We start from the raw sequence: 24,687 nt of genomic DNA on the forward strand, positions 1-24,687 counted from the left end.
GAATTTTGGAGATGTCCATGCAGTATGGCGATCTCATTCAGTTTGAACCGATTGAATCGGTCATTCAGCTTCTGGACGCGAACCGTCCGGACGAAGCGAAGAAGCTCGTCTCGACCTACGTGATTTCCGACGATATGGCCGAGCGCATCGCAACGCAGATCGTCCCGCAGCTGTCGTTCGACGAAGCCGTCGATCACAAGGGACTTCTGGTCGTCGGCAACTACGGTACGGGTAAATCGCACCTCATGTCCGTGTTGTCGCTCGTCGCCGAGGATGCCGCCTACGTTCCCTTGATCCGTCATCCCAAAGTGGCTGAAGCCGCGGCAACGATCGCCGGCAAGTTCAAGGTCCACAGGATCGAAATCTCTAGCCAGATGTCCTTGCGCGACATCATCACGCAGCAGCTGGAACTTTTCCTCGAGAAAAACGGCGTCAGCTTTTCCTTCCCGCCTGCGGACCAGGTGATCAACAACAAGGCGGCCTTTGAAGAGATGATGGCCGCGTTCGCGGAAGTTCATCCGAACCAGGGCGTGCTGCTCGTTGTCGACGAATTCCTTGAGTATCTGCGGTCTCGCAAGGATCACGATCTGGTTCTCGATCTCTCGTTCCTTCGCGAGATTGGTGAAGTCGCAAAGCATCTGCGTTTTCGCTTCGTGGCCGGTGTTCAGGAAGCCATCTTCGACAGCAGTCGTTTCCAGCATGTTGCGGACAGCCTGCGCCGCGTGAAGGATCGCTTCACCCAAGTGCTTCTCGCACGCCAGGACGTGAGCTTCGTAGTCGCCGAACGTCTCCTCAAGAAGACCGCCGATCAGCAGGACAAGATCCGAACGTACCTCACCCCGTTTGCAAAATTCTATGGCTCAATGAACGAGCGCATGGACGAGTATGTCAGGCTCTTTCCTGTGCATCCCGACTACATCGGAACGTTCGAGCGGCTGGTATTCACCGAAAAGCGTGGCGCTCTCGTAACCTTGCGCGATCAAATCCAGGCGATCCTGAAGGATGAAGTTCCGAGCGATCGGCCAGGCCTTATCGGCTACGACAAATTCTGGGACACCGTCACGTCGAACTCCGTCCTTCGCGCGGACCCCAACATTGGTCCGGTGCTGAAGGTATCTGAAGTCCTCTCGGAGCGCGTGACGAAAGCTTTCACGCGTCCTGCATACAAGCCCATGGCACTGCGCATCATCGATGGCTTGTCGGTGCATCGCCTGACCACCGGCGGCGACATCTACGTTCCGGTGGGCCCCACTGCCGAAGAGCTTCGTGACACCCTGTGTCTCTTCCAGCCTGGCATTGAGGACATGGGTGGGGAGCCGGAAGCCGACTTGCTTTCGCTCGTCCAGACGGTGCTCCGCGAAACGCTCAAGACGGTGAACGGGCAGTTCATTTCGAAAGCTCCCGACACCGAGCAGTACTACCTCGATCTCAAGAAGGACGTGGACTACGACGCTCAGATTGAGAAGCGCGCCGAAGCGCTGTCGGATGATGCGCTCGATCGCGCCTACTACAGCGCTGTGCGGCAGCTAATGGAGCGCACCGACGAAACGAGTTACGTGACCGGTCACCAGATCTGGCAATACCAGATCGAGTGGCAGGACCGTCGCGTCGAGCGCAACGGTTACCTGTTCTTCGGGGCGCCGAATGACCGTCCCACAGCCCAGCCCGAGCGCGATTTCTACATCTACTTCATCCAGCCATACGATCCTCCGCGCTTCCGGGATGACAGCAATGGTGACGAAGTCTTCTTCCGCCTAAAGGGCAGGGATGACGTGATCGATCGTCACCTCTCGTTTTATGCTGCGGCGCAGGACCTTGCGTCGACGGCGAGCGGCGGCGCGAAGTCGATTTACCTCGACAAGGCGAAGGATGCCCTCCGGGACATCAGCAAATGGCTGCAGGAAAAGCAGATGACGGCCTTCGAGGTTTCGTACCAAGGGAAGGCCAAGACCCTGCAGGATTGGGCCAAGGGGGTTTCGCTGCGGGATAAGGCGCGCCTCGGACCTGATGAGCGCATCAATTTCCGTGATGTGGTCAACGTCATCTCTGGTTTGGCGCTCAACAACCAATTTGCGGAAGACGCGCCGGAATATCCCGCCTTTTCAGCTCTGGTGACTGAAGCGAACCGCAAGCAGCTGGTCAGCAACGCCTTGCGGGCACTGGCGGGCGGAAACCGCACGAAAGATGCCATCATTATTCTCGACGGCCTTGAAATGCTCGATGGCGACCGGATCGAGCCCACTCGCTCGCGCTACGCCAAGGATGTTCTCGATAGATTGACGGCCAAGGGGCATGGTCAGGTACTTAACCGAAGCGAGCTGCTGAGCGGCGACGGCGACGTGGAATTCTTCTCGCCAATCAAGTTTCGACTTGAGCCCGATCTCTTGGTCACGGTGCTCGGAGCATTGGTCTACGCAGGCGACATCGTTCTCGCAGTCACTGGAGATAAGATCGATTCCGGCAAGATATCTCTGCTCGCTGAGCGCTCGCTGGATGACCTGAGCCAGTTCAAGCATGTCGAGGCTCCGAAGGAAATCAACGTCGCGATCCTTCGATCGCTATTTGAGTTGCTAGGCTTGCCGCCGGGGCTTGCTCAGCAAGCGACCCAGGGTTCCGACGAGCCGGTCAAACTGCTGCAGGAAGAGGTTGGAAAGCTCACCCGCCGCGTTCTTGGCGCGACAACCGATATGTCCGGCAGGCTAAGCTTCTGGGGGCAGTCGCTCTTGCGCGATGAGGAAATCGCTGACCGGCGAAGCAAACTCGAGAGTCTGAAGGCGTTCTCTGAGAGTTTGGCCCCCTACAATACGGTAGGCAAACTCAAGAACCTTCGGATCGGGTCTGAAGACATTGCTGTGCAGACCAAGAATCTCGAAACGTTGAAAGCCATAGAGGGCCTTCTCGACCTTGTGGCAGAGCTTGGCGCAACGGCTGGCTACCTATCGCAGGCTGAGATGGTCCTGTCGCCTGATCATGCATGGGTTAAGCAGGCTAAGGATGCTCGCAAGCAGCTTCTCGAGAAGCTTGCTGCGGATAGCGGGGTTCAGAATGCCACCGATTATAGGCAGACCCTGGCCAAGCTCAAAAAGGATTACGTTACCGCCTACGTTGGGCAGCACAGCGCTGCGCGACTGGGCCTTACCGAGGACAAGACAAAGTCTTCGCTTCGCAAAGATTCTCGACTTGTCGCTTTGCGCGCGCTCGCCGGAATCTCGCTTATGCCAACCAGCCAGTTGACTACTTTCGAGGAGAAGCTGGACAAGCTCAAGAGCTGCCCATCGTTGGTGGAATCTGATCTTTCAGCCGGACCTGTGTGTTCGCATTGCGGTTTCCGACCAGCGAATGAGCAAGGTGACTTGCTGCCCGCCGCCAATGTCTTGAAGCAGCTCGATGACGAGCTTGACCGGCTAATCAACGGCTGGAGTCAGGCCCTTCTCGACAATCTCGAAGACCCGATCATCCAAGAGAACTTCGATCTCCTTAAGCCGGCGGCACGAAGCCTCGTCGAAGGGTATATGTCGTCGAAGGTTATTCCCGAACCGGTCACGCCAGACTTTGTGGCGGCTATTCAGGAGGCCCTGTCAGGCCTTGAAAAGATAAATGTCAGTGGGGAGGATGTAAGGCAGGCGCTTCTGCTTGGCGGCTCGCCTGCAACGCCGGAAGATCTTCGCAAACGGTTCGAGGCATTCTTGAACGACCGCTGCAAAGGCAAGGACACTACCAAGCTTCGCTTCGTGGTCGATTGATCGCGCGCTTCCCCGATTTCCTGAAAGATTGATGATGAACGGCCAATTGAAGATGAACGCGAAAAAAAGCAGCGCCTCGGTTGAATGCCTTGGTATGACATTCTCTGATGATCACGAACGGCGTCGGCATTTTTTGGCAATACTGGCCGATATGCTCAAAGATCCCGCTTTCCGTGAACAGGAGGGGTTCCCTGAAGGCTCGGACGAGGCAATCTTAGCCCTATCAAATCCACCGTATTACACGGCTTGTCCGAATCCTTGGCTGTCAGAATTCATCAAAACCGTGGGGAAGCAATTCTCGGAAGATGATGATGACTACAGCATTTCATCATTCTCTCTAGACGTCGTTGAGGGAAAAAATGACCCATTGTACGCGGTGCCATCCTACCACACCAAAGTTCCGCCGAAGGCGATTGAAAAGTACATTGAGCATTACACAAAGCCTGGTGAGATAGTTCTCGATGCATTTTGCGGCACGGGTATGACCGGAGTTGCTGCATTGAACTGTGGTCGTTCTTCGGCCGGTCGCTCCGCTTCGAGTGGGTCCGCTCGAAATGTTATTTTGATTGATTTGTCGCCGGCAGCAGCGTTCGTCGCGAGCTTTATGGCGGCTCCCCTGGCAGAGATCTTAGATGAAGGTGAATCCGGTTCGTTAGGAGAATTCATATCTGGAGAGGTTCTTCCCTTGTATGAAGTGCAAGGTAAGAATGGCCAAATATTTGATTATGCCGTTTTTTCCGAGTGGGGCGAGTGTGATGACTGTGGTCATCAATTTCTCCTCTATGACCACATAATCGATCATTCAGTTCCTGCGATAAAATCGGAATACGACTGCCCTAGTTGTGGAACTCTCATCAAGTCCCGCGCGGCGAAGCGTGCGTTCTCCACTGAGTATGACCCTTGGATCAAATCTCAGACCCGCAGCGCAAAAACGTCTATGGTTCTGTTGTCACGCCGGGTAGGGCAGCAAGCAGTTAGGCTTGTGCCTTCAGAGGCGGATGTCTCGTTCTATAATGAGATAGGAGAAAGGTCGGTTCACCTTATTCCGCAACCGCTCAACTATTCGCACATGACGCACGAGCGCAATAACCTTCCAGAATACTGGGGGATAACGCATATCCATCATTTCTTTTCGAAGAGGAATTATGTCGCTCTCGACAAAATCGCGGCGATATCAGAGGATGAAATGCGACGCTCTGCGCTTTTTTGCGCGCTGACGATCTTGGAAAATAACGGGACCCGTCGAAACAGGTTTTACGTCGATAAGCGTAGGCCTAATGGATCTCCAATTGGCCCCCTCTCTAACACACTTTATGTTCCTAGTCTTCAGACCGAGACCAATATTGGGCGCAAGGTAAATCAGACTCTAAAAAGCATAGAGAAGGTCAGGCATTTATGGCCTAGAAATAATGCCTTTGTTTCGACGCAAAGCGCGACAAGTTTTCCGCTAGTTCCGGACAATTCCATCGATTTTATTTTTACAGATCCACCTTTCGGTGGAAATATTAATTATTCAGAGCAGAATATTTTGTATGAGTGGTGGTTGCAAGTTTTCACGAATAACAAATGTGAGGCAATAACTAATAATGTTCAGCAGAAAGGGATCGCGGAATATGCGAAGTTAATGGAGTTGGCTTTCAAGGAGTATTATAGGGTTTTAAAGCCTGGGCGATACATAGTTGTTGAGTTTCATAATTCAGCCAATTCTGTTTGGAATGCAATCCAATTTGCTTTGGAGAAATCGGGATTTATCGTTTCCAATGTGGCTTTGCTCGATAAGATTCAAACTACACTCCACCAAGACCATAAGGCGGCGGCGGTAAACAAGGATCTTGCGATCACCGCCTATAAGCCCAAGCCGGGTGTGGAGGCGGAGTTGCTATCAGTTGGGACCGAAACGCAAGGAATATGGTCTTTCGTCTCTGAGCATTTGAAATGCGTTCCGGTCACGAAAGCGGTTGGCGGCGAGCTAGCCTTCGTATCCGAAAGAGATCCTAGAGTTCTTTTTGATAGAGCGGTTGCCTGGTTCGTGAGGCACGGAGTGCTAGTTCCGCTATCTCACCAAGAGTTTCTCGCTGAGGTGAACTCGAGATTCAGCATTCGCGATGGTATGGTCTTTTTGCCGGGACAAATCGATGAGTATGATCGGCGGCGGGCAAGAGATGCTCAAGCCCCTCAGATTGAGCTGTTCGTGTCAGACGAAAGATCGGCTATCGATTGGATAGCAGATTTTCTGCGTCGCAGGCCGTCCACTTATCAGGAAATCCATCCAGAATTCACCTCGCAACTCGGGGCGGGTTGGAAGAAGCACGAAGAACGTCCTGAACTGGCGGAGCTGCTGGAAGAGAACTTCCTTCGCTTTGATGGTTCAAATGATGTTCCGAGCCAGATTCACAGCTATCTTTCTTCCAATTTCAAGGACCTGCGCGGTTTGGAAAAGGATGCTCAACGTCTCAAGGTTAAGGCAAAAGATCGCTGGTATGTACCAGATCCAAGCAAAGCGAGGGATTTGGAGCAAAAGCGCGAACGGTCATTGCTGAAGGAGTTCGAGAGCTACAAATCGGCTCCAGGACGACGGCTCAAGGAGTTTCGTCTGGAGGTTTTGCGGGCTGGCTTCAAAACGGCGTGGGCCGGCAAGGACTATAAGACCATCATCGGTATTGCCCAAAAGATCCCCGATGAGGCGCTGCAGGAAGATGAGAAGCTCCTTCTCTGGTACGATCAGGCACTCACTCGCATGGAGGCTGATGCGTGACGCATGAGGGCCGCGGGCATGGCATCGGCGACTGGTGTTGGCATGCGAGGCATGCCGCACCGTGTCGTGTCGTGGATCGGGAAGAGATATGGGGCGAGATTGCCTATCGGGTCTGGTTGCCCGGCAAGGATGCTGTTGTCCGCGCCCGTACGAGTGATTTGAGCTCGCTGGAGTCCGTCCAGCCAACATCCGATGAAATCTTGCACACCGCAGCGGCGGCAAAGCTGTTGGACGCTCTCGAAGACAATCTGCTTCTGGCACCCATTCAGTCCAGCGTGGTGCCGTTACCTCACCAGCTTTACGCCCTCAATCGCGTGATGAGCAGGGACAGAATTCGGTATCTGCTGGCCGATGAGGTTGGCCTAGGTAAAACGATCGAAGCTGGTCTCATTCTGCGGGAGCTCAAGCTACGGGGGATGGCCAAACGCATTCTTATCGTGGCCCCAAAGGGCTTGGTAAGACAGTGGCAGGCCGAAATGCGTCTCCATTTCGGGGAACACGTTCAGTATATCGAGCCATCCGAGCTTTCCGCGTTTCGCCAATGGCGCCGCGACGAAGAGAACCTCTGGCGTCTCCACGATCAGGTGATTTGCTCGCTCGATTCCGTGAAGCCACTTGAGGCAAGGCGTGGCTGGAGCATGGAGCAGCTAAGCACGTATAACCGAGAGCGTTTTGAAGACCTGATCTCAGCATCCTGGGATCTGGTCATCATCGACGAAGCGCACAGGATGGGTGGCAGCACTGATCAGGTTGCGCGATATAAGTTGGGCGCGGCACTTTCGGAGGCAGCGCCTTACTTGCTGCTGCTATCGGCCACGCCGCACCAAGGCAAAACCGATCAGTTTCATCGCCTCATGCAGCTGCTCGACCGGGATTCCTTTCCGGATGAAACCAGCGTTTCGAGTGACCGCGTGCATCCATTCGTCGTCCGTACCGAGAAGCGCGTCGCGATCGATGCGGAGGGGCGTCCGCTATTCAAGCCGCGACTGACGCGTCTCTATCCCGTCGCGTGGAGCGACCGGCACTCGGCACAGCAAAAGCTCTACGAGGCGGTCACAGACTATGTGCGCCATGGATACAATCAGGCGATGGCGGCGAAGCAGCGGCATATCGGCTTCCTGATGATCCTGATGCAGCGCCTCGTCACATCGAGCACCGCGGCAATCCGAACAACGCTCGAAAAGCGGCAGGCAATGCTTGAGCAGCCGGACCTTCAACGATCCTTGTTCGAGACGGCCGACGTGGCTGAGTGGTCTGAGCTTGATGGCCAAACGCAGGTGGATTTGGCCGTGCAGACGAGGGGCTGGGAACTCGAAAAGGCTGAGGTTGAGACACTTCTGGAGTTGGCGCGATCGACCGAAGCACAGGGTTCAGATGCGAAGGCCGAAGCGCTCTTGGAATTGATCTACAAGCTTCAGCAAGAAGAGAACGATCCGGAGCTGAAGGTCCTCATCTTCACCGAGTTCGTGCCCACGCAATCGATGCTAGCTGACTTTCTGGAAAGCCGGGGTTTTTCGGTTGTCACCCTCAACGGGAGCATGGATATCGATGCGCGTACGCGCGCCCAGCAGGCCTTTGCCCACGAAGCCCGGGTATTGGTTTCCACTGATGCTGGCGGCGAGGGGCTCAACCTCCAATTTTGCCACGTGATCGTGAACTTCGACATGCCATGGAACCCTATGCGCGTTGAACAGCGCATCGGTCGCGTGGACCGTATCGGGCAACCCCATGTTGTGCGGGCGATCAACTTTGTCCTCGAAGACACCGTCGAACACCGGGTGCGCGAGGTCCTCGAGACCAAGTTGGCCGTGATTGCTGAAGAGTTCGGTGTCGACAAGGCAAGCGATGTGATGGACTCGGTCGAAAGTGAGCCGCTTTTCGACGAGTTATTCGTCCACGGCTTGCAGAATCCCGATGCTATCGAAGACGAATGCGATGCGGTCGTCGCGCAGCTTCGAAACACTATCGCTGATAGCCGGCAGGACAGCGAACTTCTATCGGACAGCCATGAGCTTGATGCCGGTGACGCGCGCAAATGGCGGGATCATCCTGCCCAGTTCTGGCTGGAAAGAGCAATCACGACCCGTTTGCCGGCTCGCGGCGGTCTTGCCGAAAAAGACGGCAATGCCTGGCGCGTTCGATGGCCGGATGGAAGCCAATCGGCCAAAGTTTGCTTCGATGCGCGTACGGCCGAAGAATATCCCGAGCTGGAATGGGTTACACTTGAAGACCAGCGTGCGGGCGCTCTGATCAGCGATCTGCCACGCTGCGTGCCTGGTCAGCCTCTGCCCATCGTGCGGCTTACTGGACTGCCTGACAGCGTGCAGGGCCTGTGGTCGCTCTGGGAAATTAGCATTGCGGCCGATGATTTCAGTCGCAGGCGATTCCTCCCGGTCTTCATCAACGAGGAAGGGCGCTCTTTCCTTCCGACAGCAAAGCGAATTTGGGACCTGTTACTGACCGAACAGATCGACCGTCATGGAATGTTGGATGGCGAGGAATCCGGCAAGTGGTTCGCCCGATCGAAAGATGCCGCTATCGCTCAAGGTGAGCGCCAGTTTTCCGAACTGGTTGCAGAGCATGCGGAGCGGCTGCTGGAAGAACGCGAACGCGCCAAATTCGCGTTCGATGTGCGTCACCAAGCCATTGGACGCGTCGGTCTTCAGACCGTGAGAGACTTTCGGCGAAATCGTCTGGAAGCCGAATTCGATGCCCGGATGGCGCAGCTGAGCGCAGCCGAAGCCTACACCCCGGACATTAGTGCGGTCATGATGCTGCGCGTCGGTTCGTCGGGAGATCATGCAACATGAGCGCCTGGATCGACCGGATTGTTCGCGAGTTCCCCAGCGAACTATCGCGCCTCTGGATTGCTTGCGACCCAGACTTGGTGCTCCTCGATACTCATGTTTTGCAGGCGCTAAGGGAGCGTGGGTTCGAGCTATTGTCTTTCGACGACTCGATTGCATTTCGAGCAGAATACGAAGACCGCTTCCGTTCTGCCTGGGATCAAGGTCTGAAAGCACCCGCTGACGCTCTGATCCTGCACTTGCCCTCCAATGGCAGCGATCAATTGCCGTGGGACTACCAACGGCAGGCACGCTTCGTCCGTCTTGGACTGGCCGACATCTTTCAGAAGCTGAGTTACCCGGCGCTTCGTGATATCGGGCCTGAGCATTACGAGCGACTGTTCGAAGCACACCAAGCGCACGCAACGCAGGTGCTCGGGGATGCCGCGACCAAGGATTTCATTCTCACGCACGTTTTCAGGATCGCGCCCATTCTCATTGACGATGAGACGGCGTTTTGGCGCGAAGTGCTTCGGCTGCACCTGCGGGGCGAGGTCCTGCCTGCTTCCCTTGCCGACAGGATCGCTGCGACACTGAAAGCGAAGCCAAGTTTTGCGCAGTTGCCGGTGAAGCGGCTCTTCGAAGATAGGGCCTATGCCCTGCGAGCAATCCAGGGTTCTTGGCGTAATTATCTGACAATCGCTGGTGCGTCCGCCGCCGAGATGAAGGGCGAAACGTCATCTGTAGAAGACCAATTCGTCATTCCATTCGACCATCCCGATATTCGGATGGGCATAGATACGCTCTTCCTCGAGGGCGCTCTCACGCCAGTTCGATGCGCATCATTGCCAGCAGATTTCCCCTCGTGGGCTCGCGTTGGGATTGCCAAGGATTCCAGCGGCCAGGCGCAATTTGTGGCGGAAAATGCCACAAATGTCGCCGAGAGCCTCCCAAGCGTGGATGCCTCCCATCGTGACTGGTTTGCCTTGGCGCGCCGGTTGGGCGAACTTCTCCACCAGTACTTCGGCCTGCCCGCTGATCTCGCTGACGCGGTCGCGCAGGATGTGCGGCAAGCTCAAGATGCTGCGGACGACCAGCTACAAGATTGGCTTCGGCGGCATTTTGCCGACCTGCCATCGCTTGCGGCGGCAAATGGCCCTGTGATGCTTCACCATGTGCCGCGCTATCTCACCTACCGTCGCGGCAAGGGATGTGCTCGCCAAGCGCTTTTGCTCTTCGATGGACTGTCAATCGACCAGTGGTGTCAACTGCGCCGCCGTTTGACTGAGAGAATGTCGACGATCGAAATTGAGGAAGGGGCCTGTTTCGCATGGCTACCGAGCCTTACTTCTGTCTCCCGGCAAACTGTCTTTTCTGGGCTTAAGCCGCGTGAATTTGCCAGCTCGATCGATACCACGTCAAAGGAGCCAAGCCTGTGGGCAAAGTTCTGGCAAGAGGCGGGCCTCCGCAAGAATGAGATCACTTATCAGAAGGGGATCAAGCACCGCGATCAGCTCCCAGCCATTGAGCAGCTAGTCGCTGATCCCGCCATCAAAGTGGCAGGGATCGTGGTCGATATGGTCGACGAAATCGTCCATGGTGCGACGCTCGGGAAGCGCGGTATCGCCAGCCAGATTGAGAACTGGTGCGACACCGGCTTTGTCGAGCAGCTCATAGAGCTTCTGATCAACCAAGGTTTCGAGATCCATCTGACGTCCGACCACGGCAACGTCGATGCAGTTGGTATCGGGCGGTTGAACCAAGGCGTTCTCTCGGAGCTTCGAGGTGAGCGGGTCAGGATTTATCGAAGCGATGACCTTGCTGCCTCTGTCCCGGAAAATCTCGAAGCTGTGCGCTTCGATCTTCCAGGTCTGCCAACTGACTTCCTGCCTGTTTATCCCAAGGGGAGGGGAGCCTTCACAGGGGCAGGCGATCAAATAGTGGCGCATGGAGGGATGTCGGTCGAGGAACTGATCGTCCCCTTCATCCGCATCAGTTCGAAGAGTTTGAATGATGAAAAGTGAGGGCGCTCCGCAGATCGGCTTCGATCGCTTTATTCAGTTGGATTGGGCACGCGCTGCACTTCGCGTACGCGCTGGCCTTTCGGATCCAGACGAACTCACACAGCTGATCGAAGAGACGCACTCAGGTGCTGCTGCCAAGAAAAAGACGCGAACGGTCCTCAATAGGCTTTGGTTGGAACCCAGGCCTGAATTGGCAGAATTGTGTAATCGGGCCGCCGCCATTTACGCCGCTGACCCAAGGCCATCGGTTGCCGCCCTGACCTGGGGGATGGCGATCGCGACGTATCCCTTTTTTGGATCGGTCGCGCAGATCGTAGGCAGGCTTATTCGACTGCAGGGAGATTGCACGTCCGCCGAAGTTCATCGACGGATGGCGGAGAGCTATGGCGAACGCGAAGGCACCCGCCGCATGACGAACATGGTGCTCCAATCCCAGGCAGACTGGGGCGCCATCGAGCGCATGAACAAGGGCAAGAACATCAAGGCACTGCGCGCGCCCATCACGCTTACGCCAGACCTCGAACTCTGGCTTGTTGAGGCAGCGCTACGCCACGCTGGTCGAGCAATGCCGACTAGCTCCGTAGCCACAAATCCCGTGCTCTTCCCATTCAGCTTTAGCGATCGACTGGCCTATAACCTCAGCCAGGATGCACGGTTTGCGGTCAGGGTAGACAGCGCCAGCAATCGGATCGTGGAACTCGCGTGAGACATTGAACGATGGCGATTACTCGTGCTGCAATCCAAGGGGCGTTGGAAGCAGAGCGAAGCTTCGTTTAAAAAGGGGGGCGGGTCGAAGTAAAGTCTGCGGACTGGGAAGACGGTTACCTTGTTTTGGTCGTGCGCTCGGTCAAGGGCCAGCGCCGGGTTGTCATCGATGAAGCCCTAGAAGGCGTCCGGGCTGACGTGCTCCCCTGATTGTTACCAGTCAGAGGTAGAGTCTGGCTCCTTGATGATGGTTGTTTGATGGGATGGCAACGTGTCTGGGGGCATGCCCCCAGACACGTTGGCCGGCGATCTCGGCGGGGGTCTTCCCGCCCAGTTTCGAGTGCGGCCTGACCGTATTGTAATCGTGCCGCCAGGCGGCGAGGACGAACCGTAAGCGTGGTCAGGAAACCGCCATCGATTAGCTGTCGCGGGATTTAGCGTCGGCGTAGGCGGCTTTTCCCTGCGCCCTTCGCTTGGCGAGCTTTGCCATGCGTGCGCTGATCTCGTCGGGGCTGATATCGGCGGGGTCGAAGGGTCGGCCATACCATTCGATCATGGATTTGCGTTCGGGATGACGCGGCTTGGACATGGCCTCAAGGAACTCTTCGAACCCTGGTGTGCCACCGACATCTTCGGGCGGGGCTCGCCGTTCGCCATCGACGAAGCGGGGGTAATTGGTGCCGGGAATGGTGGATGAGATCTCTTCGATCTCGATACGATGTCGCCAGTTGTCCCCGAAATCATAGGTGTAGGTGAAGCTGGTGATGCCGCGCTCGGCGAGCTTGCTGATGCGCATATTGGCAGCGTCACGGGTACGGACCATGAAAGCATCGTCATCATCGAAGCGGATGCCATAGGCGGCATCGCCAATGTCGAACTGGAACAGATGGTAGTTCTCGAAGAGCATGCAGGCCTGGATCGCGAGGTGCAGGGTCTTGAGGCTGTTGGTGACGGGAAGTTCGACACGGCGCCAGATGGCGGGCTTCATGTCTTCGAGCGTTATGCGAATCCGGGCGATCTGATCGGTCATGCCGCCATGCATACGGGTGCGGTCTGTGCTGTCCAGTTCCACGGCATGAGCTCGTCCCAGCGGGAGGCGGGCCAGCCTGAGGCGATCTTCTCGATGACATCGGCAATATAGGCCTGCGGCTCGACGCCATTGAGCTTGGCCGTCTCGATGACGGAGTAGATGGCGGCGGCGCGTTCGCCGCCGGCCTTCGATCCGGCGAACAGCCAGTTCTTGCGCCCGATCGCGATCGCTCGGATGGCGCGCTCGGCGATATTGTTGTCGATCTCCGCCATGCCCTCGTCGATGTAGCGGGTCAGCGCGTCCCAGCGCTTGCGACCATAGGCGAGCGCCTTTGCCATCGCCGACTTGGGCGATAGGCGGCGCAGGGCGTCGTCGATCACGCCACGAAGCGCGTCGATCTTTGGCATTGCTTGCTCTTGCCGGTGTCGGCGCCGGACATCAGGCGGCTGGCCGCGGACGTCCTCTTCGATCCGGTAGAGCCCGGCGATGCGATCGAGCAGGTCGGTGGTTAGCGGCGTCGGGCTCGTCTGGTGGCACTCGAAGATCTTGCGGCGGAAGTGCGCCCAGCAGGCGACCTCCTGGATGCCGTTGCCCTGGTAGAGCTTGTCATATCCGGCATAACCGTCGGCCTGAAGAAGGCCGGTGAACGACCTGAGTTCGCTCTGCGGATGGGTGCCGCTGCGATCGGGGGTGAACCGATACCAGGCGAGCGCCGGGGTAGCGGCGCCCGACGCGCGATCATCGACGACATAGGCCCACAGCCGCGCCTGCGCGGTGCGGCCTTTGCCGGGAACGAGCATCGGCACCGGCGTGTCGTCGGTGTGGAGCTTGGCGGCCTTCAGCCCTTCCTCGCGGATACGGCTGACGATCGGGTCGAGCAGATGCGCGGCCTGACCCGCCCAGCCGGCGAGAGTCGAGCGGTCGATGTCGATGCCCTGCGCAGCCATCATCTCTGCCTGGCGGTAAAGCGGGAGGTGATGATCAAACTTGTGGACGACGACATGGGCGAGCGTGGCAAAGCTCGCCTTGCCGCGTGCTATCGCCTTCACCGGCGCTGGTGCCTGGACGATCCTGTCGCAGGCGCGGCAGCTATACTTGGGCCGCACGGTTCGGATCACGCGCCACTGCACCGGGGCAATATCGAGCTGCTCGTCGCTGTCGTCGCCCAGCGGGCGCAGCGCGCCGCCGCAATCGGGGCAGGTGCAGGTACCAGCCTCGGGCTCGATCCGCCGTTCGGCGCGCGGCAGATGCTCGGGCAAGGCGCGCACCGGTGAGGAGCGCTTGGCGGGTGCCTGCTCCCTCGTTCGGCTATCGGCGACCTCGGCTTCGCCTTCGAGCTCCTCGAGGGCGAGCTCGAGTTGCTCGATCTGCAGCGCGAGCTTCTCCGAGGACTGGCCAAAGGTCATGCGGCGAAGCTGAGCGAGCTGGTGACGGAGGGTATCGATGAGCGTATCGCGAGCCGCGAGAGCGGCTTCGAGCTCGGCAATCCGGGCGTCCTTGTCGATGCTGGAAGAGACTGGTTCCGACACCCGGAACATCTAGCAAAACGGGCTCCGCGATGCCAGTAAAACCCTCACTAATCCGCCACTTTTTAACCTGCGAGCAAGGGCGCCGCAGTGCGTTCGGGGCGCCGCCAGTCGATGCCTTCGAGCAGCATCGAAAGCTGCGCCGCGGTGAGGCTGACCTTGCCCGCCTTGGTGACCGGCCAGATGAACCGGCCGCGGTCCATGCGCTTCGAGAACAGGCACAGACCCTGGCCGTCATACCAGAGCAGCTTGACCAGATCGCCCCGCTTGCCGCGGAACGCAAACAGTGCGCCCGAGTGCGGACTCTTCTCCAGCACCTGCTGCACCAGCACCGCGAGGCCATCGAACCCCTTGCGCATGTCGGTGGCGCCGCAGGCGAGATAGATGCGTGTCGTCGGTGGTAACGGGATCATCGGGCAAGGACGGACATCACCCGTGCCAGCGCGTCGGCGTCGACCGCCGCGTCGACGGTGATCCGTACCCCCGACGGCAGCTCGATCCCGATCTGGCCGCTCCCTGTCGTCGCCGCGGTCGGCACCGACACCTCGACCTCGGCGAACGAGGGTGCCGGTGTCCGCTTCGTTCCCGTCAGATCGCCCGCCAGTGCCTGCCTGCGCCAAGTGTAGAGCATCCCGCTGCCCACCGCGTGCCGCTGGCACGTCGCCGAAACCGAGCCGTCGGGGCCGAACGCTTCGCGCAGGATCGACAGCTTCTGATCCACCGACCAACGGCGACGGCCGCCAACGACCGCGATCCGACTGCTCATACGATCACTCATATGACCAGTCACAAGAGCACTCGCTCCCGCCGCTCCGATATCCTCGCTCATCACCGCTCCTCGCAAAGAGCGGCTATCAGCACCCCGGAACGCCGTCCCGCAAGGCGGCCTTCACACCACGGTTACGACGAACCGGGCATGGGCCAGCGAGGTGAACAAGGTCTCGTTGAGGCATTCGTCGCGCAGGCGACCGTTGAAGCTTTCGACGAAGCCGTTCTGCATCGGCTTGCCGGGCGCGATGTAGTGCCACTCGACCCGCCGCTCCTGCGACCAGCGCAGGATGGCTGACGAGGTCAGTTCGGTGCCATTGTCGCTGACCACCGTGTGCGGCTTGCCGCGGCTGCCCATCAGGCTGGTCAGTTCCCGGGCCACTCGAGCACCGGACAGCGACGTATCGGCCACCAGCGCCAGGCACTCCCGCGTGTAGTCATCGACCACGCACAGGATGCGGAAGCGCCTACCGCAGATCAGGCTGTCGGAGACGAAGTCGAGCGACCAACGCTGGTTCGGACCATCGGGCAGCACCATCGGTCTGCGCGTGCCCAGCGCCCGCTTCCGACCGCCACGGCGCCGCACGCGCAAGCCCTCCTCGCGGTAGATGCGCAGCAGCTTCTTGTGGTTGGGTGCGATGCCTTCCCGCGCCAGCAGATAACTCAGGCGGCGATAGCCGAACCGGCGACGTTCCGCCGCCAGCTCGCGCAGCCGTTGCCGCAGCGCCCCATCATCGGGCCGCGACGGCTCGTAACGGATCACCCTGCGGCTCACACCAACCAATGCACACGCCCGACGCTCGCTCACCCCGTGATGCTCCCGGGCATGGGCGACGGCTTCCCGCTTGGCGCCGGGCGTTACCATTTTTTTGATGCCAGATCCTTCAGCACGGCATTGTCCAGCATGGCCTCGGCCAGAAGCTTCTTCAGCCGCGAGTTCTCCTCCTCAAGCGATCGCAGCCGCCGGGCCTCGGACACATCCAAGCCGCCGAACTTCGATTTCCACTTGTAGAACGTCGCCGAGCTGATCCCGTGACGGCGGCAAACCTCCGCCGTCGCCATCCCTGCTTCCTGCTCCTTCAAGATCGCAATGATCTGCTCTTCGTTGAACCTGCTTCGCTTCATTATCGTCCGACTCCTTGGCGTCGGACTCTACCAGCAATCGGTCACATTTCAGGGGAGCACGTCACGACATATTCTCAAAACTATGGTGGCTTTATTCGCTTCCAATCCGCGAAGCTCGTTGAGACCATTGTCGATAATCTCGCGGGATCTTACGTCGATCCGCAAGACATCCTGGTTCTGACCCCCTTCAGGGCTCAACGAACACTGATCAGGAATTTTCTCAGGCGCAGGCACCCAGAGATTTCCGTCAACACTGTTCACCGGGCTCAAGGAAGCGAGCGGACTCTTGTGATATTCGATCCAGTCGATGGAACGGCAAGTTTCCTGAAAGGCCGCGATGGCGAACGGCTTATCAATGTCGCGATTTCACGGGCAAAAGCGCACGTCGTCGTGCCCTTCGTCAGGGATGATCTCGAGAACCCGGCGTTGGGCCTGCTCCATAAGATCGCAAGCAAATCTTTCCAAACGGCCGGGAAGTATGCTCATCCCTTCACGTTTTCGTCGCTTGCAAACTGACATTTGATCCTGTTATGTTCTAAAATAATCCGCCTTCCGGAATTGGAATGCAAAGCCATGGACACGAAAAAAACCGAACATTCCAACTTGGATGGAGGTGATCCTGCATCGCCTTGGTCTGGTTTTGCGGAAGTAAGCGAAGCGATCCGCGATAATCGGCTCATGGAATATCGGATCAAGAAGTCTTGGGCTGATCCTTGGGGGCAGAAGCTGACTGTCGCGGGCTTGGCTGTCATTTTAGGCGTGTTTTTGTTCCTTGCCGGTGCGTCGTTCGGTTTCTGGTGAATCCATTCGTCACCATTCTTTCACTTCATCGGCCGACTCTGCGCTTGCGCCCTGAGCGCCACGGGTAACCGTATCAAGGCGGCTTCTGGATCCGCGGATCCGTTGGCGCCCGGCATCCTGCGCGCGCAGCACTTCGTCGTGAATGGTGGCCGGGTCCACCTGCGGCACGGTTCCTGAACCCCCTCCACCGATTTGAGCGCGGCCACGGACAGATCCAGGTCCTGTCACCGAAGGGCGCGAGATTGGCTGTCTTGGCGTCAGTACGAGCCTGTCCTCGATCCCGTCGCGCAGCTCTTCAGCGTAGCTTTCGATGAATTTGCCCTGCAGCGCCTGACCTTCCGGACTGAGCTGAAACGTCAGGTCGTCGAACCGGACATTGCCGTAGAAGTCGCGATTGCGTTCGATTTCGACCAAGCCCCATTCGCGGTAGGCCTGTGACAGATTGAGGCTGCCTGCGGCGCTGTTGCCTTCGAAGAACGATGCCTGGCTTTCGAGGCGATTTGCCAGTTCCTCAGCCCGCCGTGCTTCGCTGCTGTAACTCTGGGCCTCGGTTAGCGAAGCGTTCATGCCACTCGCGGTCGACGAAATCGAGGAACTCGACGAGGTGCTGACGCTGCGAACAAATCCATCGCGCGTGCTCGACCAGTTCCGACTGTCCGACATCTGCGCGAGGCTTCCGAAGATGCGTGAGCGGTCCTCGGATGCGATGCCGATGTCGCTGTCTGTCCAAGTACGAGTTCCGCCAGCCTTTGCCCCCACGTTTGCGGAAAGTACACCGTTAGTAACCCCAGCTTTAGCGCCCGCTTCGCCCCCAAGGAACCATGCGGTCGAAATGTCGTCAGCGGCCCTTCGCGATAGACCAAACTGCCGCTGTAGGTTGCTGGATGCCTGGTCGACCTCGTTGAAGGCGGTCTGGATGCTATCGGAGTTGGATGTGCCGGTCGCGCTCTCGAAAGCCGATCCACGACTGAATTGGCTGCGCAGTTCGCGGAATTTCGTGACGGCGCTGGTGGTCGATTCCGTCGCAATGTTCGCATAGCTCTCGCTGTTCGAGCGGGCCTGCGATGCCATTGTCGACAGGCGTGAAGTGAACTCCTGTCCGAGGCTGGGCGTGAAGGGATAGCTCGAGTTGGGGAGCTGGTCATAGCTGGCTTCAGGGAAACTCGTCGTCATCGAGCCCGTATCGCTGAACGTCCGGGTCTGCGCCGCGCCATAGGTGAAGCTTGGCGCGATCGTCCCTTGTGCGAACTGGCGCGTCAGCACACTCGAATTCTCGAAGCTGGTATTGCCCAGCGAGACGTTGCCCGTGCTCGCCTCGCGCGCAGCTTCCTCGGCCGCGTTCTGGCTCGGATTGAGATAGCTTGTCGCATGGTGAGAAATCGCCATGGCGCCCTTGGCCACACCGCCGGCCAGAAACGGCACCGAGGCGATGAGATAGCCTGCGAGCAGCCCGATATCGCTGTTCACATCGGCCATGCCGGTGAAGCTTGCAAGACTAAGCCCGCTGCTTCCAGCAACCGCGCTCATGTCCGCAGCACCTTTGTACATCAGCATCATGTGCAGGATCACGAACAGCGGTCCCCATGCCGCCAGGTAGAAGAAACCCGTCACATAGCCTTTGAGCGCGAGCGGACCGGTCTTGGGCAGCAGAAACAGCGGGAAGAGGACCGGAAACAGGGCGTAGAAGAGCACGGTCAGCACGACATTGAGAAGCGGCACCCACTTCATAGCGTTGCTGGCAATCGAGCCATAGGTTCGCTCGGTCTGGATATCGGCGCGCGTCTGGGCGTAGACATCGACATTGCCCGCGCCGCTCGTTGCCGCCATTGAATGCATGGCCTGGCTCATCGCGTTGATCGTCAGCGTCTGCTTGAAGATCTCGGTCGCATTGGCCGAGACTCCGGTGAGGTACTGGTAAGCCACCGGCAGGTCAGCAAAAAGCTTGGCCTTGGCGAGGGCGGCAGTCTGGTTGGGATAGAGCTGGCGTCCGAAGACCGTCCCCATGCCGTCGATCAAACCGGCCCACTGCGCGTTCAGCGCATCATAGGCTTCGCGGCAGGTGATGATATTCGAAGTCACATGACCGGTCCCGGTGTCGCGGGTCAGGAAGCGCTGGGCCCGCGCCTGACTGCCGGGCGCAATGGTCGTCCAGATGTCGCTGGTCTCGGCGAGCTCCTTCATCGAATAGCGGCCAAGCAGCACGTCGTAGAAGACGCATTGCCGGAAGTGCTCGTCGAGATTGGCGGCAAATTCCGGGTCGGAAATGCGCAAGGTGCGCGTGGCATCGTAGAGCCGTGCGCCATAGATCATGCCATTCTTCGAGTAGTTGAGGTCGCCCGGCAGCCCGAACACCACCTCGGCCGAGCCAGTCAGATAGTCGCCGACCTGGCTGGTGAAGCTCGCCATCAGCGCAAGCCCCAGCGGCACATTGCCGACATTGGCGGGAGCGAGACTGGGGTTAAGCCGGTCGGTCACATGGACGTCGAGCCGAGGCACCATCAGGCACGAATAGATCAGCGTCGCGCCGAGGAACCAGTTGATCCAGGCCCGCCAGTCCTGATTGAACGCCAGCGTTATGGCGGAGAGGCCAAGCCCCATGACCATGACGACCTGCAGGAGGCTCTTGTAGCCCCCATTGCCCGTCCAGGCGGCGACCGCCTGAAAGACATTGACCAGGTAGTCGCCGCCGCCAACCGTGAAAATCTCGACCATGATGCTGGGCTCCCGCCGCTTTCGGCGCGCTGAAAGGGATCAGTGGGTAAGGGCGCGCGACTGCACACCGCGCGACCAGTCGAGCGAGGCGGCCATGCCGGGCGACATCGAGGCGGCGAGCACGTTCTCGATGAACGCGGTCTTCTCGATGATCTGCATGATGGCGTTGACCTTCAGATGCGTGTTGGCCTGCCTGTCGGCGAGTGCCTGCCGAACGACATTCACCTGGCTCTGCCACATCGCGATCTTGGCTTCGTCCGCGCCGATGAAGCTCGACATCGAGCGGCCAGCTTCGCTGACGATGCGATCGAGGACGGCGAACAGCAGGTCGACGCTGGCGATTTCCGCCAGTGTCTCGCGATCGTCGGTTGGCATGCCGCGGCCATAGGCCGCCTGGACCGTCAGGATCTTGTAGAGCGGGATCGAAGCGACCTGGAGCAGCTCCTTCTGTGCATCGGTGATCGCGGTATCCTCATGGATCGCCTGGACCATACCGGCAATCAGGGCTGCAACCCGCGGCCGCAGCGCCTTGGACGCGGGAAGGCTGAGCGACTTGAAGCCTGGATCGAGGCACTTGTCCGGCTCGTCACAGTCGAAGATCAGGACGTTTCCGTTGCTCGTCCCATCGAGCAGTGAGGTGACAAGCGTCGAGGACGCTTCCCCGACGATCGGCACGAACTTGCCCGGCTCGTCATCCTTGGGCGGGACGTAGATGATCGTGCCCAGCAGCGTCATCGCATATTCGGCGAGTTCTTCGTCGAAGGTACCATTCGGCGAGAAGAACGCGGACTTCTTGAGGATCGTCCAGGTGTAGTTTCTCGCCACGGCGGGATTGACGTCGTCATATTTGCCCGAGCCCTGTGCGGTAGTGCTCGACCGCTGGCCCTTGGTGCCGCACCCGTGCTTGGCGGCGGCATAGTCGGTGAAGATGCCTTCCGAATTGCCGATTGCCTCGCAGATCGCTTTGTCGGCCAGGTCGCCCTTGGGCCAGATGCCGCCCACCAGCCCCTGCGCCATTTCGCAGGAGTTAATGTTAAGGTTGTTCATGAGCTGAGCCTTCTGGCTGAACTCCTGCATGATCTTCGAGCATTCCGGGCAGACCGTGTCGATCGCCAGGCTGAAAGCAAAGCCGACAGCATTGTTGGCGACAGCCTTCAGCATCGCGACGATCTCGCTCGCGTTGATGAAGCTGAAGGATCCGGCGAAGATATCGATGCCGCCGCAGCCCGCACGGGCGCGCGGCAGCTGCAGATTGGCGATGTTGGTCGTCTTCTGCGGGAAGCGCGTCCAGACGTTGCCGAGGCTGTAGTAGCCGGCTGACTGACCCTCGAACGCGGTCGGCCCGTTAACGTTGGCGGCGCCGCCAACGTCGTTGAGGAACGAGTCCATCGAACTGCCGACATCGGCCGATGCGCTGGAAAGGGGGAGGGTGGCCGCGAGGATCGCGGCGACGGCACGTTTCATCCTAGTAGTCACGTCCGGCTTCCTTCGATGTGAGGAGGTAAATGCGGTCCTGAAGCTCGTCGGCGCTCATCACGCCGTAGCCGATCGGGATGGGCTGGCCCTTGGCGGCGTCCCAAAGCACGACCGCCGGCGTGACCTTGGGCTCGAGACCCATGCGGCTGCGCTGATTGGTCTCGACTGTGTAATTCGGGAAATGGCGCGAGGGGCCGCCGTCCGTCGAAATCGCGCGCACCGTGATGTGCCAGGTCGACGCAACGCTCTGGACGATCGGCGACATGACTTCGCAGGCGCCGCAGCTCTGGGCGAAGAAGTAGAACAGCCCGTAGCGTTCGGACAGCTGCGCCATCACCGCATTGCGCTCGGCATTGCGCGAGTCCTGCCATTGGCGCTTGCCGAGCGTCGAGACTGGCCGCTGGAGCGTGTAGTCGAGATCAGGATCCTGCCAGATCGCCCGCTGCCAGACATCGCTGAACAGCGATGCCCGGTCGAGCTGGGCGCGCTGAAAGCGGATATAGGCCGCCACATTGGCCGGCGTCGGCTCGAGGATCGCCTTGGCTTTCAGTTCGCGCAGGTTTGCCGTGATTGCATCGAGCTGGCTCGTCGCACTCGGAGCAGGCTCGGATGCCTCCTCCTGCCCTTCGGGCGGCCTGGGCCTGGCGCAATAGAACCAGTACCCAAGGCGCCGCTCCCCGCAATAGAAGCTGTCCTGGCTGTCGCTCGTCGTGACCAGGGGCGGTTCCTGGCCGCGTGCCGGAGCACTGAGCGCAGGCGCAACGGCGGTGAGCGAGAGGCAGGCGGCAAGCAGCCGCCGGGCGGCCTTACTGGCTGGCGCGGGCATAATAGTCCTCGATTTTCTGCTGGATTTCGGTGGCGGCCTGGAGCTCATCTGGCAGGCGCGCGGCATCGGTGAATTCGGCATAGACCTCGCTGAAATCCATCTTCGAGAGATCGAGCCGCGAAAACTCGTCGATGGTAAAGCCAAGGCACTGCTCGGTCTTTGGCTTGCCCCAGGGCTTGTTCAGCTGCTGGCGCCCCTGTTCCTGCAGGATCCGCGAAAGCTTGGATTCAAAGCAGCAATAGACCTTCTTCTTGGTCAGGCAGACGCCTAGGAAGCTGTCCGAGCAATAGGTCCCGACATAGGCGCACAGGCCCTGCACATCACGCTGGTGAAGCAGCATTTCCTCGCGGCTGCAGCCGAGAGCGACAAGCAGCTGGATACCCGGAATGAGCGGGAAACCCTTGCCCTTGCAGCAATTGAGCACGCCGAAGACCTTGGACGAGCAGGTGTTGCGCGTACCCTTGAACAAAGTGAGCGTGTCGGGATCGAACTCGCGCCGTGCCTGGTCCATCGCGTTGAGCGCGACAACCGCGTCCTTAAACTCGTCATTGGCCTCGCGCTCGATCGTCTCGCACGAGCCATCGATGCAATAGACGTCGCCGTCGCAGATGAACTGGCTGGTATCAGCAGGCTGGTCCGGGACAGGGCAGTCGTAGACCCGCTCCCAGGTTCGGCAGGGCTCCCCCGAAAGGCAGTCTTCGCGCACCAGCGAGCAGCCGGGCGTGCTTTCCAGCGTCTGGCAGTCCTGGGCTTCGGTAAATTGGGCGCAGGTATAGCTGCGCGACCACGCCCAGCAGGGCTGAGTGACCGCAATGCCGTCGACGATCCGGGTGACAGGATCGCTGTCGGTGCAGGTCTCGGTGTCCTGCTGACATGAATTGTCTGCAGCAAGACCCGCGCACTGGCTTTCATCGCGGCTCGTCGCGACGACATTCTCGCCGGTCACGCTGTAGGGCGTCGCGCCATCGACCGGCGCGGTGCAGCTCACCAGATCGACGCGCAGGTCGCCCGAGTTACAGCCCCAGTAGATACCGAGATAGGGATCGCACAGATTGATCGGATAGGACTGCGTGACCGTGCACTGCAGCGCCGGGTAGCGATTGCAATTGTAGATCGATGCCGGATCGACGCCACTCCCGCCGACGCAGTAGTAGCCATAGACCTGCCGCTGCTCGATCGTGGCATTCAGCGTCACCGGGCAGGATCTGGTCTCCTGGGTCGCGGTGTAGCCGACGTTGCAGGTCGCCATGTAGCGCGCTGCGGTGCCGGTTCCCGGAGGCAGGGGGACGCAGCGGCCCTGGCTCCCGCTGATGCTCATGCCGCTCGTGTAGGAGAGCGGATCGTCGCTGATGACATTGCTGCGCGCGACAACCGCGTCGAGGTCCTGGGGCGCGAACTGCGCGCGGCGATCCATGGAATCGCGCATGGTCCGGTAGCCAGTGTTCGCCGTTGCCTGGCTCGCGGCTTCACGCGCCATCCGGTCGGGATCGTCGAAATAGCCCGACTGGTTCGGCACACCCCCGAAATTGGGAATGCGGTTTGCATCCGGGGCGGTTGTCGCCGCGCTCTGCGCTGCGGCCGCCTGGTCGCGCCCGAACGCCTTGCCGTCCGCCTTGGCGGCATCGGTCGTGGTTTGGGCCGAGACGCTTGTCGGCAGACAGGCACAGGCGAGGCATAGAAGGGGAAGGAGAAGCCGCTTCATGGGTCACTCCGTTGCAGGCGGGCGAGATGCTGGGATGCGAGAAGGGCGCCGGGACCGCCGCCTTGCGCGAAGGTTTCGAGCGCGTAGGACACGCTGACATTGCCGCTCATCCGGTCATGGGGCGGAACCTGGGTTCGGCAATCGAAGCCATCGCAGAGATCGAAATCGCTGCTGGTCACCACATAGGTGGGGACCGTCTCGATTCCGAAGGCGCGAAACAGGCGCGGATCGATGCCGACCGCGTCGAGCTTGCCGCCGTCCCCTGCGACTTTCGCGAGCGCTGCGGTCAGGGTCTTGGCGCTGCCTCCTGGCAGCCCGCGAAGCACGACCACACCTCCTGCACGGGCGACGTCGTCCGCCATGGCGCGCAAGGCCGCCGGCGGCATCGAGAGCGACGCAAAAGCGATGAAGCGGGGTGCTTCACCCAGACCATCGCTGGCCATGGTGCCCGCGTCGGCCACCATCTTGTCGAAGTTGAAGACATCCTCGCTTTCTGGCCGCGCGGATCTTGCCGCCTGCTCGGTGTAGCGCTTGCCGTGTGCCTGGGCTTCGGCGGCGCTGTCATTGGCTTGGCTAAGGATAGCTTCGGCGCGCGCGCGGGCACTGGCGGCAAGCGCATCTGCTTCGCTCGCCTCGACCTTGGCGCGGGCGCGTATCGCTTCGAGATCGAGCTCCGGCTCGCTCGTCTGCGCTGCGGCTCCCGCCATA

General features: G+C 59.4%; 15 protein-coding genes and 2 pseudogenes. 6 read left to right on the forward strand and 11 right to left on the reverse strand.

Going from position 1 to position 24,687, the window contains the following annotated elements; translation table 11 throughout:
- The first annotated feature begins 11 nt into the window (after positions 1–11).
- Genes E5675_RS09500 through E5675_RS09520 form a run of 5 tightly spaced genes read left to right on the forward strand, consistent with a single transcriptional unit; the run spans position 12 to position 12,014 of the window.
- Positions 12–3,743: a DUF6079 family protein gene (locus E5675_RS09500; protein ID WP_210727634.1), complete on the forward strand. Its 3,732-nt coding sequence runs from the start codon at positions 12–14 to the stop codon at positions 3,741–3,743.
- Positions 3,744–3,774: 31 nt separating this feature from the next.
- Entirely contained in the window at positions 3,775–6,498 is a 2,724-nt protein-coding gene (locus E5675_RS09505) for a DNA methyltransferase (RefSeq protein WP_210727635.1), read from the forward strand.
- The gene (locus E5675_RS09510; RefSeq protein ID WP_210727636.1) at positions 6,495–9,308 is read left to right on the forward strand and encodes a helicase-related protein; all 2,814 of its coding nucleotides are present in this window, start codon (positions 6,495–6,497) and stop codon (positions 9,306–9,308) included. Before E5675_RS09505 ends, E5675_RS09510 begins: the two co-directional genes overlap by 4 nt.
- The gene (gene pglZ / locus E5675_RS09515; protein WP_136174302.1) at positions 9,305–11,308 is read left to right on the forward strand and encodes a BREX-3 system phosphatase PglZ; all 2,004 of its coding nucleotides are present in this window, start codon (positions 9,305–9,307) and stop codon (positions 11,306–11,308) included. Before E5675_RS09510 ends, pglZ begins: the two co-directional genes overlap by 4 nt.
- Complete coding sequence (locus tag E5675_RS09520; protein WP_136174303.1) at positions 11,295–12,014, forward strand: hypothetical protein; 720 nt, start codon at positions 11,295–11,297, stop codon at positions 12,012–12,014. The genes pglZ and E5675_RS09520 overlap by 14 nt, the downstream gene beginning before the upstream one ends.
- 294 nt (positions 12,015–12,308) lie before the next feature.
- Here E5675_RS09520 and E5675_RS21745 read toward each other — a convergent pair.
- The 6 genes and pseudogenes from E5675_RS21745 to E5675_RS09550 form a co-directional block, all read right to left on the reverse strand.
- Positions 12,309–12,398, reverse strand: a pseudogene (locus E5675_RS21745) (integrase core domain-containing protein); the annotation flags it as partial.
- Between the two features lie 33 nt (positions 12,399–12,431).
- On the reverse strand, positions 12,432–13,043 hold the full coding sequence (locus tag E5675_RS09530) for a plasmid pRiA4b ORF-3 family protein (RefSeq protein ID WP_120218190.1): 612 nt from the start codon (positions 13,041–13,043) through the stop codon (positions 12,432–12,434).
- Positions 13,040–14,581 carry an IS66 family transposase gene (locus E5675_RS09535; RefSeq protein WP_136174304.1) on the reverse strand — a complete coding sequence of 514 codons (1,542 nt, stop codon included), beginning with the start codon at positions 14,579–14,581 and terminating at the stop codon, positions 13,040–13,042. Before E5675_RS09535 ends, E5675_RS09530 begins: the two co-directional genes overlap by 4 nt.
- 53 nt (positions 14,582–14,634) lie before the next feature.
- Positions 14,635–14,982 (reverse strand): IS66 family insertion sequence element accessory protein TnpB, encoded by a 348-nt coding sequence (tnpB, locus tag E5675_RS09540; RefSeq protein ID WP_136174305.1) that lies wholly within the window; start codon positions 14,980–14,982, stop codon positions 14,635–14,637.
- On the reverse strand, positions 14,979–15,335 hold the full coding sequence (locus E5675_RS09545; RefSeq protein ID WP_136174306.1) for a transposase: 357 nt from the start codon (positions 15,333–15,335) through the stop codon (positions 14,979–14,981). The genes tnpB and E5675_RS09545 overlap by 4 nt, the downstream gene beginning before the upstream one ends.
- A gap of 144 nt (positions 15,336–15,479) precedes the next feature.
- Positions 15,480–16,462: pseudogene (locus E5675_RS09550) on the reverse strand (IS3 family transposase); the annotation flags it as partial.
- Between the two features lie 573 nt (positions 16,463–17,035).
- Here E5675_RS09550 and E5675_RS09560 point away from each other — a divergent pair.
- A complete protein-coding gene (locus E5675_RS09560; protein ID WP_136174308.1) occupies positions 17,036–17,263 on the forward strand; it encodes a hypothetical protein in 228 nt (75 codons plus the stop codon).
- Between the two features lie 9 nt (positions 17,264–17,272).
- Here E5675_RS09560 and E5675_RS09565 read toward each other — a convergent pair whose 3' ends face one another.
- Genes E5675_RS09565 through trbC form a run of 5 tightly spaced genes read right to left on the reverse strand, consistent with a single transcriptional unit; the run spans position 17,273 to position 24,686 of the window.
- Positions 17,273–19,975 carry a conjugal transfer protein TraG N-terminal domain-containing protein gene (locus tag E5675_RS09565; protein WP_136174309.1) on the reverse strand — a complete coding sequence of 901 codons (2,703 nt, stop codon included), beginning with the start codon at positions 19,973–19,975 and terminating at the stop codon, positions 17,273–17,275.
- Between the two features lie 39 nt (positions 19,976–20,014).
- A complete protein-coding gene (locus E5675_RS09570; RefSeq protein ID WP_136174310.1) occupies positions 20,015–21,439 on the reverse strand; it encodes a conjugal transfer protein TraH in 1,425 nt (474 codons plus the stop codon).
- 1 nt (position 21,440) lies between these two features.
- Positions 21,441–22,277: a conjugal transfer protein TraF gene (locus E5675_RS09575; RefSeq protein ID WP_136174311.1), complete on the reverse strand. Its 837-nt coding sequence runs from the start codon at positions 22,275–22,277 to the stop codon at positions 21,441–21,443.
- Entirely contained in the window at positions 22,258–23,979 is a 1,722-nt protein-coding gene (locus tag E5675_RS09580) for a conjugal transfer protein TraN (RefSeq protein WP_136174312.1), read from the reverse strand. The genes E5675_RS09575 and E5675_RS09580 overlap by 20 nt, the downstream gene beginning before the upstream one ends.
- On the reverse strand, positions 23,976–24,686 hold the full coding sequence (gene trbC, locus E5675_RS09585; RefSeq protein WP_247594854.1) for a type-F conjugative transfer system pilin assembly protein TrbC: 711 nt from the start codon (positions 24,684–24,686) through the stop codon (positions 23,976–23,978). Before trbC ends, E5675_RS09580 begins: the two co-directional genes overlap by 4 nt.
- Position 24,687 lies beyond the last annotated feature (1 nt).

Origin of the sequence: Sphingopyxis sp. PAMC25046, assembly GCF_004795895.1 — a bacterium.
GTDB lineage: Bacteria > Pseudomonadota > Alphaproteobacteria > Sphingomonadales > Sphingomonadaceae > Sphingopyxis.

Excerpts from the sequence above, each read along its gene's own strand:
- E5675_RS09520 (WP_136174303.1), top strand. The coding sequence starts at position 11,295 with ATGATGAAAAGTGAGGGCGCTCCGCAGATCGGCTTCGATCGCTTTATT.
- E5675_RS09505 (WP_210727635.1), top strand. The coding sequence starts at position 3,775 with ATGATGAACGGCCAATTGAAGATGAACGCGAAAAAAAGCAGCGCCTCG.
- E5675_RS09565 (WP_136174309.1), bottom strand. The coding sequence starts at position 19,975 with ATGGTCGAGATTTTCACGGTTGGCGGCGGCGACTACCTGGTCAATGTC.
- trbC (WP_247594854.1), bottom strand. The coding sequence starts at position 24,686 with ATGGCGGGAGCCGCAGCGCAGACGAGCGAGCCGGAGCTCGATCTCGAA.
- E5675_RS09575 (WP_136174311.1), bottom strand. The coding sequence starts at position 22,277 with ATGCCCGCGCCAGCCAGTAAGGCCGCCCGGCGGCTGCTTGCCGCCTGC.
- E5675_RS09580 (WP_136174312.1), bottom strand. The coding sequence starts at position 23,979 with ATGAAGCGGCTTCTCCTTCCCCTTCTATGCCTCGCCTGTGCCTGTCTG.
- E5675_RS09545 (WP_136174306.1), bottom strand. The coding sequence starts at position 15,335 with ATGAGCAGTCGGATCGCGGTCGTTGGCGGCCGTCGCCGTTGGTCGGTG.
- tnpB (WP_136174305.1), bottom strand. The coding sequence starts at position 14,982 with ATGATCCCGTTACCACCGACGACACGCATCTATCTCGCCTGCGGCGCC.
- E5675_RS09570 (WP_136174310.1), bottom strand. The coding sequence starts at position 21,439 with ATGAAACGTGCCGTCGCCGCGATCCTCGCGGCCACCCTCCCCCTTTCC.
- E5675_RS09560 (WP_136174308.1), top strand. The coding sequence starts at position 17,036 with ATGGACACGAAAAAAACCGAACATTCCAACTTGGATGGAGGTGATCCT.
- pglZ (WP_136174302.1), top strand. The coding sequence starts at position 9,305 with ATGAGCGCCTGGATCGACCGGATTGTTCGCGAGTTCCCCAGCGAACTA.
- E5675_RS09535 (WP_136174304.1), bottom strand. The coding sequence starts at position 14,581 with ATGTTCCGGGTGTCGGAACCAGTCTCTTCCAGCATCGACAAGGACGCC.
- E5675_RS09500 (WP_210727634.1), top strand. The coding sequence starts at position 12 with ATGTCCATGCAGTATGGCGATCTCATTCAGTTTGAACCGATTGAATCG.
- E5675_RS09530 (WP_120218190.1), bottom strand. The coding sequence starts at position 13,043 with ATGACCGATCAGATCGCCCGGATTCGCATAACGCTCGAAGACATGAAG.